The organism is Streptomyces sp. NPDC000941 (genome assembly GCF_053599555.1).
The window spans coordinates 1-16,664 of sequence record NZ_JBSFMM010000115.1; the positions used below are offsets into that span (position 1 = coordinate 1).

Below are 16,664 nucleotides of genomic sequence, written 5' to 3' on the forward strand. Positions count from 1 at the left end.
TCCGCGATCTGCTGCAGCGTCGCCCCGATATCCGCCGTCACCGTCGTCGTCATCGACTGCACCGACACCGGCGCGTCCCCGCCCACCGCCACCGATCCGACCTGGATTTTCCGGCTGACTCTGCGGTCGGCGAGCTTGATCGGAACGGACGGCATTCCAAGCGAAATCGCTGTCATCTGGCGAGCAACCCCAAGGTCATGAATGAAGGTCCCGAGATCGGCGGGCTCCGGTGTCCGAGGTTACGGCACCGCGCCCGGGCCAAGCACATTCCGGCCCCGAAGTCCATCAAATGGTGAACTTCGGGGCATTTCGCATCATCAGGAGATTTTCACCGGATTCACCACATCGGCCACCAGCACCAACAAGGTGAAACAGACGAACACCCCGGCGATCACATAGGCGACCGGCATCATCTTGGCCACGTCGAACGGCCCCGGGTCGGGCCGCCGGACCAGCCGGGCGGTGTGGCGCCGTACGGACTCCCACACCGCGCCCGCGATATGCCCGCCGTCCAGCGGCAGCAGCGGCAGCATGTTGAACAGGAAGAGCGAGAGGTTGAAGCCGGCCACCAGGAACAGCATGGTGGCGACCCGCTGGGAGGCCGGGATGTCCAGGTTGGCGACCTCCCCGCCGACCCGGGCCGCGCCGACGACGCCCATCGGGGAGTCCGCCTTGCGCTCACCGTCGCCGAAGGCCGCGTTCCACAGATCGGGGACCTTCGAGGGCAGGGCGATCAGCGAGTCGACGCCGTCCTGGACCATATTGCCCATACGGTCCACCGACTGGCCGAAGGACTGCTTGACCACGCCACTGGCCGGGGTGAAGCCGAGGAAGCCCGCGGAGACGTACTCGCCCTCCACATAGCCGCCCCGCCCGTCCGACTTGGCGACCTGGTGCTTGACGAGGACCGCGTGCAGATCCTTACGGACGCCGTTCCGCTCGACGGTGATCGTCGCGGGGCCGACCGTCTTGCGGATGCGCTGCTGGAGAGCGTTCCAGTCCGAGGTCGGCTCGCCGTTGAAAGCGACGATCTTGTCGCGGGCCCGCAGCCCGGCAGTGTTGGCCGGGGTGTCCTTGGCACCCTTGGGGCACTTGTCGGTCGAGGCCGAGGCCGGGACCACGCACTTCTGAACGGTGCCCACGGTGGTGGTCTGGGTGTTGACGCCGAAGGCCATCATCACGCCGAGGAAGATCGCCACGGCGAGCACCAGATTCATGAACGGCCCGGCGAACATCACGATCACGCGCTTCCACGGCTTGCGCGTATAGAACATCCGGGTCTCGTCGCCCGGCTGCAGCTCCTCGTACGCGGCCGACCGGGCGTCCTCGATCATGCTGCGCCACGGCGAGGTGGAACGTGCCGCTATCTTCCCGTCGTCGCCGGGCGGGAACATCCCGATCATGCGGATGTAGCCGCCGAACGGGACCGCCTTGACGCCGTACTCCGTGTCCCCCTTCTTACGGGAGAAGATCGTCGGACCGAAGCCCACCATGTACTGCGGTACCCGGATGCCGAAGAGCTTGGCCGTGGAGAGATGTCCGAGCTCATGCCAGGCAATCGAGAAGAGCAGTCCGACAACGAATACGACGATGCCAAGGACCGTCATCAGTGCCGTCATGCGCGAGCCTCCGGAGTCGCTTCGGCCGCGCGGGCGGCCAGTTCACGGGCGCGGGCACGGGCCCATGCCTCGGCCTGGAGGACGTCCTCGACCGTGAGCCGGGTTCCCGCGGTGGGGGTGCCGTGTTCGGCCACCACTTGGGCGACCGTATCGACGATTCCGTTGAACGGCAGCTTCCGGGCCAGGAAGGCGTCCACACACTCCTCGTTCGCCGCGTTGAAAACGGCGGGCACGGTGCCGCCGAGCGCGCCGACCTCACGGGAGAGGCCGATCGAGGGGAACGCGTCGTTGTCCAGCGGGAAGAACTCCCAGGTGTGCGCCTTGGTCCAGTCGCAGCCGGGCGCGGCGTCCGGCACCCGGTCCGGCCAGCCGAGACCGAGCGCGATCGGCATCCGCATATCGGGCGGACTCGCCTGCGCCAGGGTGGAACCGTCAATGAATTCGACCATCGAGTGGATATACGACTGCGGGTGGACCACAACCTCAATCCGATCGAAGGGAATGTCATAGAGCAGATGCGCCTCGATGACCTCAAGACCCTTGTTGACCAAGGTCGCGGAGTTGATCGTGATCACCGGGCCCATGTCCCAGGTGGGGTGGGCCAGCGCCTGCTCGGGCGTGACCTCGGTCAGCTCCTGCTTCGTACGCCCCCGGAACGGCCCGCCGGACGCGGTGACCACCAGCTTGCGGACCTCCTGCCGGGAGCCGCCGAGCAGCGCCTGGAAGAGGGCGGAGTGCTCGGAGTCGACCGGCACGATCTGCCCGGGCTTGGCCAGGGCCTTGACCAGCGGCCCGCCGACGATCAGCGACTCCTTGTTGGCCAGCGCGAGCACCCGGCCGGCCTCGAGCGCGGCGAGGGTGGGCGCCAGGCCGATGGAGCCGGTGATGCCGTTGAGGACGGTGTCGCACTCGGAGCGGGCCAGCTCGGTGGCCGCGTCCGGCCCCGCGACGATCTCCGGCAGCGGCTCCCCCGCCCCGTACCGCGCGGCCAGCGCCTCGCGCACCTCGGCCACGGCCTCCGGCCGGGCCACCGCGACCACCCGCACCCCGAGCCGGTGAGCCTGCTCGGCGAGCAGCCCGGCCCGCCCGCCGGCGGCGGACAGTCCGGTCACCCGGAAGCGGTCGGGGTTGCGCAGCACCACGTCGATGGCCTGGGTGCCGATCGATCCGGTGGAGCCCAGGATCACGATGTCGCGCGGGCCTCCGGTGGCGGCGGTGGCCGCCGGAAAGCGGAGGTGCGGGTCAGCGAGGGAATCCGTCATTGCCCCATTGTTGCCCTACTCGCGGAGGTCGGGTGACCGGGTCCGGCAGCGCCACGGTGAACCCGGGGCTCACGACGCCCCGGGTTCACCGCAACCATCAATTGAGGAACCCCTACGGACAGCAACCCCCTCCGCGAGAGCGGCGCCGGTTTAGGCGCAAGAAGGCCGCCTGTGGACGTTTTCCTTCGTGGCCGGGCCCGGGGTCGCGTCGGCGATCCAGGGGCCGTCGCCGCTGGGGTCGAGCACACCATCCTCCAGCCAGGTGTACGAGCCCGCCAGCACGCCCGAGACGACCTTGCGGTCGAGCTCGTCGGTGTTGGTCCACAGCCGGGCGAAAAGCTCCTCGGCGCGGATCCGGGCCTGTCGGCAGAAGACGTCGGCCAGCTGGTACGCCTCGGCGCCGTGGTCGCCCGTGGTGCGCAGCATCTCGGCCCGTACGCAGGCGGCGCTCATGGCGAACAGCTCCGCGCCGATGTCGACGATGCGGCCGAGGAAGCCCTGTTTGGTCTCCATCCGGCCCTGCCAGCGGGACATGGCGTAGAAAGTGGAGCGGGCGAGCTTGCGCGCCGAGCGCTCGACGTAGCGCAGATGCGGGGAGAGGTCGCGGTGGCGCGGCGGGTTGAATTCGGCGTAGGCGCGGGGGAGTTGGCCGGGGCCGGTGACCAGGCCCGGCAGCCAGCGGGCGTAGAAGCCGCCGGCCTTGGCGGCCGCCTTGCCCTTGTCGGACAGGGACTTGTCCGGGTCGATGAGGTCGCCCGCCACGGACAGATGGGCGTCCACGGCCTCGCGGGCGATCAACAGGTGCATGATCTCCGTCGAGCCCTCGAAGATGCGGTTGATGCGCAGGTCTCGGAGCATCTGCTCGGCCGGGACGGCCCGCTCGCCGCGGGCGGCGAGCGAGGCCGCGGTCTCGAAGCCGCGGCCGCCGCGGATCTGGACCAGCTCGTCGGCCATCAGCCAGGCCATCTCGCTGCCGTACAGCTTGGCCAGCGCCGCCTCGATCCGGATGTCGTTGCGTTCCTCGTCGGCCATCTGGGAGGCCAGGTCGATGACGGCCTCCAGGGCGAAGGTGGTCGCCGCGATGAAGGAGATCTTGGCGCCGACGGCCTCGTGCCGGGCGATCGGCTTGCCCCACTGCTCGCGGGCCGCGGACCACTCGCGGGCGATCTTCAGACACCACTTCCCGGAGCCCGCGCACATCGCGGGCAGCGAGAGCCGGCCGGTGTTGAGGGTGGTCAGGGCGATCTTGAGCCCGGCGCCCTCCGGGCCGATGCGGTTGGCGGCGGGGACACGGACCCGGTGGAAGCGGGTCACTCCGTTCTCCAGGCCGCGCAGGCCCATGAAGGCGTTGCGGTTCTCGACGGTGACGCCCTCGGAGGCCGTCTCGACGACGAAGGCGGTGATACCGCCCTTGTGGCCCTCGGACGCGGGGACGCGGGCCATGACCACGAGGAGGTCGGCGACCACTCCGTTGGTCGTCCACAGCTTCACTCCGTCGAGGATGTAGCCGTCGCCTTCGGGTACGGCGGTGGTGGCGAGCCGGGCCGGGTCGGAGCCCACGTCCGGCTCGGTGAGCAGGAAGGCCGAGATGTCGGTGCGGGCGCAGCGGGGCAGGAAGGTGTCCTTCTGCTCCTGGGTGCCGAACAGCTTGAGCGGCTGGGGCACTCCGATGGACTGGTGGGCCGAGAGCAGCGCGCCGATGGCCGGGCTCACCGAGCTGACGAGGGCCAGGGCCTTGTTGTAGTAGACCTGGGTGAGGCCGACGCCGCCGTACTTGGGGTCGATCTTCATGCCGAGCGCGCCGAGCTCCTTGAGGCCTTCGATCGTCTCGTCGGGGATCTTGGCCTCGCGCTCGATGCGGGCGGCGTCGATACCGGTCTCGCAGAACGAGTTCAGCTTCTCGAGGAACTTCTCACCGCGCCGTACGTCATCCGGGGCGGAGGCGGGATGGGGGTGGATCAGATCGAGCCGGAAGCGGCCGAGGAACAGTTCCTTGGCGAAGCTCGGCTTGTGCCATACCTGCTCGCGGGCTGCCTCGGCGACCCGGCGCGCTTCGCGCTCGGACACCGGCCTGACGGATGATGCGGTCATGGGTGCTCCCTTGCCGCGAATGGACTATCTCGTGACATTACCGGCACGTACGGTGCCAGTGTGCCTCCGGTCCGACAGGGCGGCAAAGCGTGTGACCCCAGGCGGTGGAACAGCCGGTGGAAAAAGCCAGTTGAAGCGCTTCGACTATCTGGACACTGAACGCGGACAGGTCTACTGTCGATCCGCGTAGCCAGCAAAGAGCCGTTCGGCAGCTCAGTCGAAGCGCTTCAATGATCCGGACGGAGTCCCTGCATGGTCACCCTCGCCGAGGTCGCCCGGCACGCCGGAGTCTCCGCCAGCACGGTGAGCTATGTCCTCAGCGGCAAGCGCTCGATCTCCGGCCCCACCCGCGAGCGGGTCGAGCAGAGCATCCAGGAGCTCGGCTACCACCCGAACGCCGGCGCCCGCGCTCTCGCCAGCAGCCGCTCCAACATCATCGCGCTGATGGTGCCGCTGCGGACCGATATGTATGTGCCCGTGATGATGGAGATCGCCATCGCGGTGGCCACCAGCGCCCGCACCCACGGCTATGACGTGCTGCTGCTGACCGGCGAGGAGGGTCCGGCGGCCGTGCGCCGGGTCACCGGCAGCGGGCTCGCCGACGCCATGATCCTGATGGATGTGGAGCTGGAGGACGAGCGGCTGCCGCTGCTGCGGGACGCCCGCCAGCCCACCGTACTGATCGGGCTGCCCGCCGACACCGTCGGACTGACCTGCGTCGACCTGGACTTCACGGCGACCGGCGCGCTGTGCGCCGAACATCTGGCAGGGCTCGGCCACCGCGAGATCGCCGTGGTCGGCGAGGCGGCGGCGGTGTACGAGCGCCACACCGGCTTCGCCGTACGGACCCTGGAGGGGCTGCGCGGCCGCGCCCGCGAACTGGGGCTGCGCCTACTGCACCGGCCGTGCGAGGGCAGTTATGAGTCCATGGCCGGGGCGCTGGCCCGGATCTTCGACGAGCGCCCCGGCACCACCGGCTTCGTGGTGCAGAACGAGGCCGCCATCGACCCGCTGCTGAGCCTGCTGCGCCGGCAGGGCCGCGCGGTGCCCGAGGACGTCTCGGTGGTGGCGATCTGCCCCGACCCCGTGGCGACCCAGGCCTCGGTGCGGCTGACCTCGGTCGCGATCCCCGCGCATGAGATGGGGCGGCGGGCGGTGGAGCTGGTGGTGGCCAAGCTGGAGGGGCACGGCTCGGACGAGGTGGCGCTGCTTGAGCCCCAGTTGACCGTACGGGCGAGCTCGGGCCCGGCGCCGAACGCCACGCCCTGACCCGGCCCTGACCCGTAGCGGCCGTCCGCCGCGCCCTCCCTCTTGTCGAAACCCGCAGCGACCTCGCCCGAAGCCCCGCGCCGAAGCCCCGCCCCAGCCCCCTGAAGTCCCGCCCTCGCAGCGCCGCCGAGCCGTACGTCCCCGGAAGCGATACGCCCGTAAAGCTCACCCCCCGTACGTCCACCGCCGCACCCCGAGGAGCGCCCCGTGAACCCATCACCGCCGGCCCCCGCCTCAGCGTCGCTCGCCCAGTCCTCCCCCACCGTCGGCACCTTCAGCGAGCGCGACGGCGCGCTGGAGTGGAGTGGGCGGCAGGAGACCGTACGTCTGGAGCCGTGGGGGCCCGACGCGATCCGGGTCCGCGCCCGGCTCGGCGGGCCGCTGCTGGAGGACCTGCCGGGCGCGCTCCTCGACGGTCCGCCGAAGGCGGCCGCGAGCATCGCGGTCGAGGCCGGGGAGGCGTCGCTGACCTGCGGCGCGATCACCGCGCGGATCGGCGCGGACGGCATGATCCGGTTCCAGGCCACCGAGGACGGCCGGGAGCTGCTGGCCGAGCAGCGCGCCCACTTCTGGTGGCCGGGGCCGCGGCTGCGCACCGCCACGGGCAACGGCTACCACCGCATCGAGCAGCGCTTCAAGGCGTACGAGGGCGAGCGGCTTTACGGCCTCGGCCAGCACCAGCACGGTCTGCTGGACCAGAAGGGCGCCGTGCTCGACCTGGTGCAGCGCAACTCCGAGGTGACGATCCCGGTCCTCACCTCCAGCCGCGGCTACACCCTGCTGTGGAACAACCCGGCGATCGGGCGGGTCGAGCTGGCCGCGACCGGCACCCGCTGGGTCGCCGACAGCGCGCGCCAGATCGACTACTGGATCACGGCCGGGGATCCGGCGACCGCGCAGCGCCGCTACTCCGCGGTGACCGGCCGCGCGCCGATGCTGCCTGAGTGGGCGGCCGGGTTCTGGCAGTGCAAGCTGCGCTACCGCAGCCAGGAGGAGCTGCTGACCGTGGCCCGTGAGCACAAGCGGCGCGGGCTGCCGATCGACGCGATCATCTGCGACTTCTTCCACTGGACGCATCTGGGCGACTGGAAGTTCGACCCGGTGGCGTGGCCCGACCCGGCGGCGATGACGCGGGAGCTGGCCGAGCTGGGCATCAAGCTGGTGGTCTCGGTGTGGCCTTCGGTCTCCCCGCTGAGCGAGAACCACGCCACGATGGAGCAGCGTGGCTTTCTGGTCGGCACCGAGTACGGGCCCACGGCGCACGCCGACTGGCCCGATGTGCGCGAGGGCGAGCGGATCCACGTCGCCTTCTACGACGCGACTCATCCCGAGGCCCGGGAGTTCATGTGGTCGCGGGTGCGGGCGAACTACCTGGAGCCGTACGGGATCCGCGCCTTCTGGCTGGACGCCTGCGAGCCGGAGCTCAAGCCCGGCTTCCCGGCGAATCTGCGCTACCACGCGGGTCCTGGCCTGGAGGTCGGCAACCTCTACCCGCGCGAGAACGCCCGCGCGGTCCACGAGGGCATGCGCGCGGCGGGCGAGGAGGAGGTGGTGACCCTCAACCGCTCGGCGTGGGCGGGCAGTCAGCGCCACGGGGCCGCCCTGTGGTCCGGCGACATCGGCACGGACTTCGCGACGCTGCGCCGCCAGATCGCCGCCGGGCTGAACGTCGCCCTCTCCGGCATCCCGTGGTGGAACACCGACATCGGCGGCTTCCACGGCGGCGATCCGGACGATCCGGCGTACCGCGAGGTGCTGATCCGCTGGTTCCAGTTCGGCGCGCTGTCGCCGATCATGCGGCTGCACGGCTTCCGCGACCCGGGGCTACCGCTGGGGCCCGGGATGACCGGCGGCCCGAACGAGGTGTGGTCGTACGGCGAGGAGGCCGAGCGCATCCTCGGCTCGTATCTGCGGCTGCGCGAACGGCTCAAGCCGTACGTACTGGTGCAGATGCGCGCCGCCCATGAGGAGGGGCTGCCGCCCATGCGCCCGCTCTTCCTCGAGTTCCCCGCCGATGAGGCGGCCTGGGGCGTCGCGGACTCCTTTCTGCTGGGCCCCGATCTGCTGGTCGCCCCGGTCCTGGAGGCGGGCGCGACCGAGCGCACCGCCTATCTCCCGGCAGGGGCGCGCTGGACGGACGCCTGGACGGGCGAGAGCTGGGAGGGCGGTACGACGGTGACCGTGCCCGCCCCGCTTGACCGGATCCCGCTGTTCCTGAGGGACGACGCGAGGCTGCCGGTACGGGAGCCCTGACGGTCCGTCGCCGGCCGGCGCGCCCGGGGCTGTCCGGGCGCGCCGCTCGCCTCAAGGTCTCCTCAGGTCTCCTCAGCCGGCGTCCGGCCGCTCCAGCGCCACCTTCGGCAGCAGCCGGGCGAGGGGCGCGGGCAGCCACCAGGCGCGCCTGCCGAGCAGCCGCATGACGGCCGGCACGATCAGGCAACGGATCACCACCGCGTCCAGCAGGACGGCCACCGCGAGCCCCAGGCCGAACTGCTGGAGCATCCGGCTCGGGCTGAGCACGAAGGCGGCGAACACCACGATCATGATGGCGCCGGCCGCCGTGATCACCTTGCCGGTGGCCGCAAGACCCTCGCGGACCGCGTGGGAGTGGTCCTTCGTCCGCTCCCACTCCTCATGCATACGGGAGACGAGGAACACCTCGTAGTCCATGGAGAGGCCGAAGACGATCGCGAAGATCATCACCGGGATGAACGCCTCGATCGGGCCGGGCTGCACCCCGAACCAGCCGTGCTGGAAGACCAGCGTGATCACGCCCAGCGCGGCGGCGATGGACAGCAGGTTGAGCAGCGCGGCCTTCAGCGGGATCAGCAGGGAGCGGAAGACCGCCATGAGCAGCAGCGTGGAGAGGCCGACGACGACGGCGACGAACAGCGGCATCCGGTCCGCGACGGAGTCGGCGAAGTCCTGCGCGGCGGCCGTGGACCCGCCCACCAGGTAGTCGGCGCCGGTGCGTTCGCCGAGCCGCGGCAGGACGCGGTCGCGCAGCGTGTGCACGAGATCGGCGGTGCCCTCGTCCTGCGGGGAGGTACGGGGGAAGGCGAGGACGGTGGAGACGGCGCCGTCCTCGGAGGGCAGCGGCGGCGTGGTGGCGGCGATGCCGTCCGTACGGGCGAGCGTGGTCCGCAGCTCGCGGGCGGCCGCCGCGTCGCCCCGGCTCACCACCACCAGCGGACCGTTGAACCCGGGTCCGAAGCCCTCGGCGAGCAGGTCGTAGGCCCGGCGGCTGGTGGACGTGGTCGGATCGTTGCCCGCGTCGGCGAAGCCCAGGCGCAGGCTCAGGGCCGGGGCGGACAGCGCGAGCAGCGCCACGACGGCCGCCAGCAGCGCGGGCAGCGGGCGCCGCTGCACGGCGGAGGCCAGGGCCCGCCAGCGCCGGCCCTCCTCCTTCCCCTTGGCCCGGGCCCGGTCGGCGCGCCGCAGCACCTGGCGCTGGACGCGCCCGCCGACTACGGCCAGCAGCGCGGGCAGCAGGATCAGGGAGGCCGCCATGGTGACGAGCACGGTCAGCGCGACGGCGAGCGCCACGCCCTGCAACGAGCCCAGGCCCAGGGCGACCAGGCCGAGCAGCGCGATGATGACGGTGCAGCCGGCGAAGAAGACCGTACGTCCGGCGGCGTCCAGCGCGGTACGGGTGGCGGTGTGCGGGTCGGCGCCGCGGATGAGTTCGTGCCGGTAGCGGTAGAAGATCAGGAGCGCGTAGTCCACGCCCACCCCGAGCCCGACGAGCATCATGACGGGCGGGGTGAAGTCGGCGACCGTGAACAGGTGTGAGGCCAGGGCGATCAGGCCGATGGCGCCGCCCACCGCGAACAGGGCGGTGACCAGCGGCAGCGCCGCCGCCATCAGCGAGCCGAACAGCGGTACGAAGATAAGGGGTTGACCAGCGCGGCGAGCATGCCCGCGCCCTCCGCGGCACCGCCCGCCTCCTCCTCGGCGCCGCGCACCGCCTCACCGCCGAGCGCGACCTCGAGGCCCTGTCCTTCGGCGGCCTCGGCGGTGTCGATGATCCTGGTGATGTCCCGCTTGGGTACCTCCTCCGCCTTGCCGTCGAGGGTGACGGTCGCGTAGCCGACGGTGCCGTCCCGGGAGAGTGCGGAGGCGTCCGCGTACGGGCCGCGCACCTCGGTGACGGAGGGCAGGCCGCGGACCCGGTCGAGCGTCTTCTCGATGGAGCCGCGCTCGGCGCGCAGCCCGCCGTCGTCCTTGAAGACGATCTGCACACTGTCTCCCGCCTGCCGGGAGCCGTGCTCGGTCAGCAGGTCGGTGGCGGTCTGCGAGTCGGTGCCTGGCAGGGCGAAGTCATTGCGGTACGCGCTGCCGGCCGCCTGCGATCCGACGGTGATCGCGGCCACCACGAGGATCCACAGCAGCAGGGCGCCCCAGCGGTGGCTCTGGGACCAGGCGGCGAGGCGTCCGAAGGCGCCCGTACGGCCCGGGGGCCGGCCCGGGGATCGGCCTGAGGGTCGGCCCCGGGGTCGGCCCGCGTCGGGCTCGGTGGTCGCGGTCGTGTCGCGTGGCGGAGACTTCATGCCCCGAAGCATCCGGGCCCGGTCCGCCCCGGGGCGTCAGCCCCTGGCGGACACTCGCGGTACCCCAGCGGTTGGCGGGCACCCGGCCGACGTACTCCCCCGGTCGGGTGGCCAGGGCGTCAGCCAGCGGGGGTTGACCATGCCCGACTCATAGGCCAGCACCACCAGTTGGGAGCGGTCCCGGACGTCCAGCTTGGTCATGATGCGGCTGACATGGGTCTTGGCGGTGGCCGGGGCGAGCACCAGGCGGGCGGCGATCTCGTCGTTCGTCAGCCCGGCGGCCACCAGCCGCATCACCTCCCGCTCGCGGTCGGTGAGCGCGCGCAGCCGCGGGCCGGGGTCGGGGGCCCGGACCCGGCCGGCGAACTCCGCGATGAGCCGGCGGGTGACGGAGGGGCTGATCAGCGCGTCGCCGCGGTGCGCCACCCGTACGGCGTGGATCAGCTCCTCCGGTTCGGTGTCCTTGACCAGGAAGCCGGTGGCGCCGGCGCGCAGCGCGCCGTAGATGTAGTCGTCCAGGTCGAAGGTGGTCAGGATGACGACCTTGACGCCCTCCAGGCGGGGGTCGGCGGTGATCCGCCCGGCGGCCTGAAGGCCGTCGGTCCCGGGCATCCGGATGTCCAGCAGCGCCACGTCGGGGTGCGTTTCGCGGCAGGCCGCGACGGCCTCGTCGCCGTCGCCCGCCTCGGCCACCACCGTGATGTCGTCCTCGTCCTCCAGGATCGACCGGAACCCGGCCCGCACCAGCCGCTGGTCGTCCGCGAGCAAGACCTTGATCATGGTTGTCGGGGCGCTCCGTTCCCGTGCGGCAGCCGGGCCCGTACGGCGAATCCGCCGTCCCGGCCTGGACGCGTGATCAGTTCGCCGCCCAGCGCGCGTGCGCGCTCGCGCATGCCGCTGATGCCGCTGCCCGGCACGGTGCGGGCCGGGCCCCGCCCGTTGTCCGTGATCTCGATCCGGACCTCGCGGGGCGCGTATGAGACATGGACGGTGACGGCGGTGGCCCGGGAATGCCGGGTCACATTGGTGAGTGATTCCTGGACGATGCGGTAGCCGGCGAGCTCCACTTCGGTGGGCAGCGGCTGCGGCTCGCCGTTGGTGTGCGCGCGTACATCGAACCCGGCCGACCGCGCCGACTCGACGAGTTCGCCGATCCGGGCCAGGCCCGGCGGCGGCGCCGTGGGCGCCTCCTCGTCGATCTGCCGCAGCACCCCGAGGGTCGCCCGCAGTTCGCGCAGCGCCTCGCGGCTGGACGACTTGATCGCGGCGAGGGCCGCCCCGGCCTGCTCCGGGTGCTTCTCGAGCCGGTGCAGGGCGGCCGCGGACTGGACGCTGATGAGAGAGATGTGGTGGCCCACGACATCGTGCACACGGCCGCCAGCGCGTCCGCCCACCGGCCGCGCGGCGGCCGGAGGCAGGCGACAGAGCCTTGGAGGACCATGCGCTCAGCGTCTCTGATCGGCTTGGGTTTCCTGGGTCGTCCTGGCTGATCCGGGGCGACGTCGGATAGATGGCTCGCGTCGGTGCAGTAGCGGGGGTTGGAGTCCCGCGGGTGTGAGCCGTTTCCGGCCGCGTGGTGCGGTCGGTGCCGATCGTGTTCGGTTCCTGCTGCTGTCGACGCCGCTGGATGCAGGGGGCACCTCCCAGCGGTAGCTGGGGGAGGGTCTGGCGCGGTGGAGGCCGCCCTGCCGGACGCTTTCCGGGCGGTGTGGACCCGGCCGGGGCAGGGACCCCGCGTCGCTTCCCGGGCGCGGGGCGTTGGGTTCATGGGAGCCGTGGAGTCCGCTCCCTGTTCTGTTGGCAGGCCGACGCGGTATGACGATTCGCGGCCAGGACTGCACCGTAGCGCCATCGCCCCCACCGGCAACAGCTCCACCGGACATCTCACCCGATCGCATGAATGCATCGAACGGGCGATCCAGAAACTCCGGCTCGCCCGCCCAGGAACACCCGGGGTCCTCAGGCCAATCGAACGACTGCTACACGCCCTAGGGCCGCCTCGAGTACAGGCCCTTCCTCCGTACGGCGGAGCGAGCGGGCCCGCGCCGCAACCCGGGGAGTACGCGCGGCGCCTGGGGCCACAACCGGAGGGGTACGGCGAGTGCCGCCGCCCCTGGGGGAACGGCGGCACACGGTCGGGCAGTGGGATCAGCTGAAGGAGACGCCGAAGCTGTTGGTCTTGAAGTCCAGACCGCCGGCCGAGGAGGTGATCTCGTAGCCGAACTGGACGTCGCCGATGGTCACATCGCCGAACCAGCCCTTGGTGTTCTTGATCCAGTTCACGATGGACTTGATGTCCACGGAGCCGGAGCTGGAGTTTGAAGTGCGGATGAAGGAGAAGACCTCATTGGCGCCGTTGCTGCCCTTGTAGACGGTCCAGCTGTGGCCGCCGAGGGTGAGGCTGCCCTGGGAGGTGCCGAGCGGACCGACCGGGCCGGTCTTGTTCATCCAGAGCATGATCTCGTAGTCGTAGTTGGTGTCCCAGATGTCGTACGAGGTGTTGTACGCGCCCGAGGACGGCACGGTGACGTTGTAGCTGCTGTTCAGGCTGCCCAGGGCGCTGACCTTCTTGCCGACGACCCGCTTGGCGTTGGGGTAGGACTTGATGCCGCCGGTGTTGGGGTGGTTGGCCCAGACGCCCCAGTCGGTGTACGAGTTGGCCCAGATGGTCTGCGCTCCGGCGCCGGAGCCCCAGATGTTGTTGTAGAGCGTGTAGCCGCCGTTGGACCAGTTGCCCCACTGGTCCGAGGAGGACCAGGTGGCGGCGTGGGCGGGGGCGGCGGCGAAGCCGATGAGCGCGAGGAGCGCGAACAGCGGGGTCAGGAAGAGCTTTCGAGCCTTTCGGTGCACGGTGCTGCTCCCTTCGGGTGGGGGGAATCGAGCGGGGCCAGGACCACGGCCGCGGAGCGGTCGAGGCCGACCTCGGTGTCGTACACGCGGCCGGTGAGCAGATCGGTCCGCGCGGACGGGAGGGGGACGACCGCGGGGGTGCGGCCGTGGTTGAGGAGGAACAGGTGCTCACCGCGGAACACGGCCTCCACACCCTCGGGGAGCCCGGGCAGCGGTGGCCGCAGCCCCGCCTCGTCGGCGGCGCGGGCCAGCAGGGCGCGCAGCGCGGCGGGTTCGGGCAGGGTGGAGACGTACCAGGCGGTGCCGGCGCCGTGGCGGTTGCGGGTGATGGCGGGCCCGCCGTCGAGTTCGCCGCCCTTGATCCGGGCGACGGTCTCGGCGGTGGACGGCTCCAGGTCCTCGGACCAGAGGGTGGCGGTGAAGCCGGCGGGCCAGGAGGGGCCGTGGACGGTGAGGGTTTCGCCCTCGTCGAGCGGCCACCATTCGTGGACCGTACGGATGCCGAGGAGGTCGCGGAGCCGCTGGTCGACGCCGCCCGGGCGGACCCGGTCGTCCTCGTCGGCGACGCCGGTGAAGAAGCCGCAGACCACGGTGCCGCCGCCGCGTACATAGCCGACGAGGTTGTCCAGCGCCTCGTCGGTGAGCAAGTAGAGGTGGGGGACGGCGACCAGGGCGTAGTCGGTGAGGTCGGCGTGTGGGTGGGCGAAGTCGGTGGTGAGGTTCTGCTCCCACAGGGCCCGGTGCCAGGCGCGTACGAGCTGGGGGTAGTCGAGCCGGGCGGAGGGGCGGCCGTCCTGGACGGTCGCCCACCAGGCGTGCCAGTCGTGCAGGATCGCGGCGCCGGCGGGGACGCCGCGGCCGACGACGCCGCCGACGCCGCCGAGCCGGCGCAGTTCGGCGCCGAGCCCGCGCACCTGCTGGAAGGTGCGGCTGTGTTCACCGGCGTGCGGCACCATCCCGGAGTGGAATTTCTCGCTGCCCTGCCGCGACTGCCGCCACTGGAAGAAGCAGACGGCGTCCGCGCCGCGCGCCACTGCCTGCAGCGACCACATGCGCATCATCCCGGGCGGCTTGGGGTGGTTGACGCCGCGCCAGTTGACCGGTCCTGCCGCCTGCTCCATGAGCACCCAGGGGCCGCCGGCCTGGGAGCGGGTGAGGTCCTGGACCATCGCCCCGTACGCGGCGGCGTGCGGGTCCTTGGGGTCGGGGTAGATGTCGACGGAGACCACGTCCTCCTCGGCCGCCCACGCCCAGCCGTCCTGGCCGATGAACAGCGGCATGAAGTTGGTGGTGACCGGGATGTGCGGGGTGCGGGCGGCCAGGACGTCGCGTTCGGCGGTGAAGCACTCCAGCAGGGCGTCGCTGGTGAAGCGGCGGAAGTCCAGCGCCTGGGTGGGGTTGATCAGATACTGGGCGCGGCGGGGCGGAATGATCTCCTCCCAGGAGTCGTAGCGCTGGCTCCAGAAGGCCGTGCCCCACGCCTCGTTGAGCGCGTCGAGACCGCCGTACCGGGTGCGCAGCCAGCGGCGGAAGTGGCGGGCGGTGATATCGCACCAGCAGTGGGTGGAGTATTCGTTGCCGACGTGCCACATACGCACCGCCGGGTGGCCGCCGAAGCGCTCCGCCAGGTCCTCGGTGATACGCAGCGCGTACTCGCGGTAGAGCGGGGAGGAGGCGCAGAACTGGTTGCGCGCGCCGTACCAGACGGTGGCGCCTCGCTCGTCGCGCGGCAGGGTCTCGGGGTGGCGGGCGCCCATCCACGGGGGCGGGGAGGCGGTCGGGGTGGCCAGGCACACCTCGATCCCGCCCTCGTGGAGCAGATCCAGGACCTCGTCCAGCCAGCCGAAGTCGCGGGCGCCGGGGCGCGGTTCCAGCCTGGCCCAGGAGAAGACCCCGACGGTGGCGGTGGTGACCCGGGCCTCGCGCATCAGCCGTACGTCCTCGCGCCAGACGCTCCGCGGCCACTGCTCGGGGTTGTAGTCGCCGCCGTAGAGGATGCGGCCGCGGGTGGCATCGCTCAGCTCGGGCATCGCTCTCGCTCTCGCTTCTGGTCGGCCGACAAAAGAAAGTGGCGCGGGGCTAGCCCTTGATGGCGCCGGTGAGCATGCCCTTGGTGAAGTGCTTCTGGACGAGGGGGTAGAGCACCACGACCGGGATCAGCGCGAGCACCATCACGGCCATCTGGACCGCCAGGCCCGGGACCTGGCTGCTGGAGATCATCTGGGACATGCCCTGGGGCGCCTGCTGCTTGATGACCAGCTGGCGCAGGATCATCTGCAGCGGCCACATGTCCTGGTCGTTGAGGTAGAGCATCGCGTTGAACCACTGGCTCCAGTAGCCGACCGCGTAGAAGAGCGAGACGACCGCGATGACCGCCTTGGACAGCGGCATCACGATCTGCAGCAGGATCCGCCACTCCCCCGCGCCATCGATCCGGGCGCTGTCGATCAGCTCGGGCGCGGTGGTCTGGAAGAAGGAGCGCAGCACCAGGATGTTGAAGACCGAGATGGCGCTGGGCAGGATCATCGACCAGTAGCTGCCCTCCAGACCGACCCCGGTGACCAGCAGATAGGTCGGGATCAGACCGGCGTTGAAGAACATGGTGACCAGCAGCACCATCAGGATCGGCCGGTGCAGGAATGACCCACGGCGCGACAGTCCGTACGCGCACAGGATCGAGACCACCGTACTGATCACCGTGCCCACGGCCGTCAGAGCGAGGCTGACGATCGCCGCGCGGGTGACCGTGCCGCCGCCGAGCAGTTCGGAGTACGCCCGGAAGGTGATCGTCTTGGGCACGATGACCAGCCCGCCGGCGTCGGTGATGGCCTTCTGGTCGGAGAGGCTGGTGACCACCACCACCCACAGCGGCCCGAGGATCGCCAGGCACACCCCGACCAGGGTGGCGCCCTTGGCTCCCTGGCCGGCCTTGCTCGGCTTCTCCTCCCACACCGGGCGTCTGCTGTCGCGGCGTGGCGGCGCGGGCGGGGCGGCGGCCTTCTGCACAGTCGCCGTCATATCGC

At 71.1% G+C, this 16,664-nt stretch carries 11 protein-coding genes and 1 pseudogene; 2 read left to right on the plus strand and 10 right to left on the minus strand.

All coding sequences use genetic code 11. The annotated features are described in order from the left end of the window. From ACWDSL_RS31090 to ACWDSL_RS31105, 4 genes are all read right to left on the minus strand, one after another. On the minus strand, window positions 1–176 hold a 176-nt coding region (locus tag ACWDSL_RS31090; RefSeq protein ID WP_450491118.1), incomplete at its 3' end, for a flavodoxin-dependent (E)-4-hydroxy-3-methylbut-2-enyl-diphosphate synthase. A 141-nt stretch (window positions 177–317) separates the two neighbouring features. Next, window positions 318–1,619 (minus strand): M50 family metallopeptidase, encoded by a 1,302-nt coding sequence (locus ACWDSL_RS31095; RefSeq protein WP_450491068.1) that lies wholly within the window; start codon window positions 1,617–1,619, stop codon window positions 318–320. After that, a complete protein-coding gene (dxr, locus tag ACWDSL_RS31100) occupies window positions 1,616–2,881 on the minus strand; it encodes a 1-deoxy-D-xylulose-5-phosphate reductoisomerase (RefSeq protein ID WP_450491070.1) in 1,266 nt (421 codons plus the stop codon). Before dxr ends, ACWDSL_RS31095 begins: the two co-directional genes overlap by 4 nt. A gap of 150 nt (window positions 2,882–3,031) precedes the next feature. Next, window positions 3,032–4,972 (minus strand): acyl-CoA dehydrogenase family protein, encoded by a 1,941-nt coding sequence (locus tag ACWDSL_RS31105; RefSeq protein ID WP_450491072.1) that lies wholly within the window; start codon window positions 4,970–4,972, stop codon window positions 3,032–3,034. 252 nt (window positions 4,973–5,224) lie between these two features. Here ACWDSL_RS31105 and ACWDSL_RS31110 point away from each other — a divergent pair, with 252 nt between their 5' ends. Next, window positions 5,225–6,241, plus strand: a complete 1,017-nt coding sequence (locus ACWDSL_RS31110; protein WP_450491074.1) for a LacI family DNA-binding transcriptional regulator — start codon at window positions 5,225–5,227, stop codon at window positions 6,239–6,241. A 207-nt stretch (window positions 6,242–6,448) separates the two neighbouring features. Next, complete coding sequence (locus tag ACWDSL_RS31115; protein WP_450491076.1) at window positions 6,449–8,494, plus strand: glycoside hydrolase family 31 protein; 2,046 nt, start codon at window positions 6,449–6,451, stop codon at window positions 8,492–8,494. Between the two features lie 72 nt (window positions 8,495–8,566). Here ACWDSL_RS31115 and ACWDSL_RS31120 read toward each other — a convergent pair. The 6 genes and pseudogenes from ACWDSL_RS31120 to ACWDSL_RS31145 form a co-directional block, all read right to left on the minus strand. After that, window positions 8,567–10,791: pseudogene (locus ACWDSL_RS31120) on the minus strand (MMPL family transporter). A gap of 36 nt (window positions 10,792–10,827) precedes the next feature. After that, a complete protein-coding gene (locus tag ACWDSL_RS31125; RefSeq protein WP_450491078.1) occupies window positions 10,828–11,571 on the minus strand; it encodes a response regulator transcription factor in 744 nt (247 codons plus the stop codon). Then, window positions 11,568–12,161 carry a sensor histidine kinase gene (locus tag ACWDSL_RS31130; RefSeq protein WP_450491080.1) on the minus strand — a complete coding sequence of 198 codons (594 nt, stop codon included), beginning with the start codon at window positions 12,159–12,161 and terminating at the stop codon, window positions 11,568–11,570. The genes ACWDSL_RS31125 and ACWDSL_RS31130 overlap by 4 nt, the downstream gene beginning before the upstream one ends. Window positions 12,162–12,939: 778 nt before the next feature. Further along, on the minus strand, window positions 12,940–13,641 hold the full coding sequence (locus tag ACWDSL_RS31135) for a glycoside hydrolase family 12 protein (protein ID WP_450491082.1): 702 nt from the start codon (window positions 13,639–13,641) through the stop codon (window positions 12,940–12,942). After that, window positions 13,611–15,671 (minus strand): beta-galactosidase, encoded by a 2,061-nt coding sequence (locus tag ACWDSL_RS31140; RefSeq protein ID WP_450491084.1) that lies wholly within the window; start codon window positions 15,669–15,671, stop codon window positions 13,611–13,613. Before ACWDSL_RS31140 ends, ACWDSL_RS31135 begins: the two co-directional genes overlap by 31 nt. A 49-nt stretch (window positions 15,672–15,720) precedes the next feature. Further along, window positions 15,721–16,659: a carbohydrate ABC transporter permease gene (locus ACWDSL_RS31145; RefSeq protein WP_450491086.1), complete on the minus strand. Its 939-nt coding sequence runs from the start codon at window positions 16,657–16,659 to the stop codon at window positions 15,721–15,723. Between the last annotated feature and the right edge of the window lie 5 nt (window positions 16,660–16,664).

Excerpts from the sequence above, each read along its gene's own strand:
- ACWDSL_RS31095 (WP_450491068.1), bottom strand. The coding sequence starts at position 1,619 with ATGACGGCACTGATGACGGTCCTTGGCATCGTCGTATTCGTTGTCGGA.
- dxr (WP_450491070.1), bottom strand. The coding sequence starts at position 2,881 with ATGACGGATTCCCTCGCTGACCCGCACCTCCGCTTTCCGGCGGCCACC.
- ACWDSL_RS31105 (WP_450491072.1), bottom strand. The coding sequence starts at position 4,972 with ATGACCGCATCATCCGTCAGGCCGGTGTCCGAGCGCGAAGCGCGCCGG.
- ACWDSL_RS31110 (WP_450491074.1), top strand. The coding sequence starts at position 5,225 with ATGGTCACCCTCGCCGAGGTCGCCCGGCACGCCGGAGTCTCCGCCAGC.
- ACWDSL_RS31125 (WP_450491078.1), bottom strand. The coding sequence starts at position 11,571 with ATGATCAAGGTCTTGCTCGCGGACGACCAGCGGCTGGTGCGGGCCGGG.
- ACWDSL_RS31140 (WP_450491084.1), bottom strand. The coding sequence starts at position 15,671 with ATGCCCGAGCTGAGCGATGCCACCCGCGGCCGCATCCTCTACGGCGGC.
- ACWDSL_RS31145 (WP_450491086.1), bottom strand. The coding sequence starts at position 16,659 with ATGACGGCGACTGTGCAGAAGGCCGCCGCCCCGCCCGCGCCGCCACGC.